This is a genomic window from Burkholderia puraquae (assembly GCF_002099195.1).
Lineage (GTDB): Bacteria > Pseudomonadota > Gammaproteobacteria > Burkholderiales > Burkholderiaceae > Burkholderia > Burkholderia puraquae.
In genome coordinates, this window is sequence record NZ_NBYX01000067.1 from 1 (window position 1) to 1,183 (window position 1,183).

The following is a 1,183-nucleotide window of genomic DNA, read 5'->3' on the forward strand; positions in this document are numbered from 1 at the left end:
CTTACTCGATGATCTTGGCGACGACGCCGGCGCCGACCGTACGGCCGCCTTCGCGGATTGCGAAGCGCAGACCTTCTTCCATCGCGATCGGAGCAATCAGCTTCACCGTGATCGACACGTTGTCGCCCGGCATCACCATTTCCTTGTCCTTCGGCAGCTCGATCGAGCCCGTCACGTCCGTCGTACGGAAGTAGAACTGCGGACGGTAGTTGTTGAAGAACGGCGTGTGACGGCCGCCTTCGTCCTTGCTCAGCACGTACACTTCAGCCGTGAAGTGCGTGTGCGGCGTGATCGAACCCGGCTTCGCCAGAACCTGGCCACGCTCCACGTCTTCACGCTTCGTGCCGCGCAGCAGGATACCAACGTTGTCGCCTGCCTGACCTTGGTCCAGCAGCTTGCGGAACATTTCAACGCCCGTGCAGGTCGTCTTCACCGTCGGCTTGATACCGACGATTTCGATTTCTTCGCCGACCTTCACGATGCCGCGCTCGACACGACCCGTCACAACCGTACCACGGCCCGAGATCGAGAACACGTCTTCCACCGGCATCAGGAACGCGCCGTCAACTGCACGCTCCGGCGTCGGGATGTACGTGTCCAGCGCATCGGCCAGGCTCATGATCGCCACTTCGCCCAGCTCGCCCGTGTCGCCTTCCAGCGCCAGCTTTGCCGAACCCTTCACGATCGGCGTGTCGTCGCCCGGGAAGTCGTACTTCGACAGGAGTTCGCGAACTTCCATCTCGACCAGTTCGAGCAGCTCCGCGTCGTCCACCATGTCGCACTTGTTCAGGAACACGATGATGTACGGAACGCCAACCTGACGCGCCAGCAGGATGTGCTCACGCGTTTGCGGCATCGGGCCGTCTGCTGCCGAGCAAACCAGGATCGCGCCGTCCATCTGCGCTGCGCCCGTGATCATGTTCTTCACATAGTCAGCGTGGCCCGGGCAGTCGACGTGTGCGTAGTGGCGGTTAGCCGTTTCGTACTCGACGTGTGCCGTGTTGATCGTGATGCCGCGCGCCTTTTCTTCCGGTGCCGCGTCGATCTGGTCGTATGCCTTCGCTTCGCCGCCGAACTTCTTCGTCAGAACCGTCGTGATCGCTGCCGTCAGCGTCGTCTTGCCGTGGTCAACGTGACCAATCGTACCAACGTTCACGTGCGGCTTCGTCCGCTCGAATTTACC

The 1,183-nt window shown here is 61.5% G+C and carries 1 protein-coding gene; it reads right to left on the minus strand.

Translation table 11 applies throughout. The features are described 5' to 3' along the window. Position 1: 1 nt before the first annotated feature. Positions 2-1,183 (minus strand): elongation factor Tu (tuf, locus tag B7G54_RS37790; protein ID WP_027805213.1); only part of this gene is annotated, 1,182 nt, incomplete at its 5' end.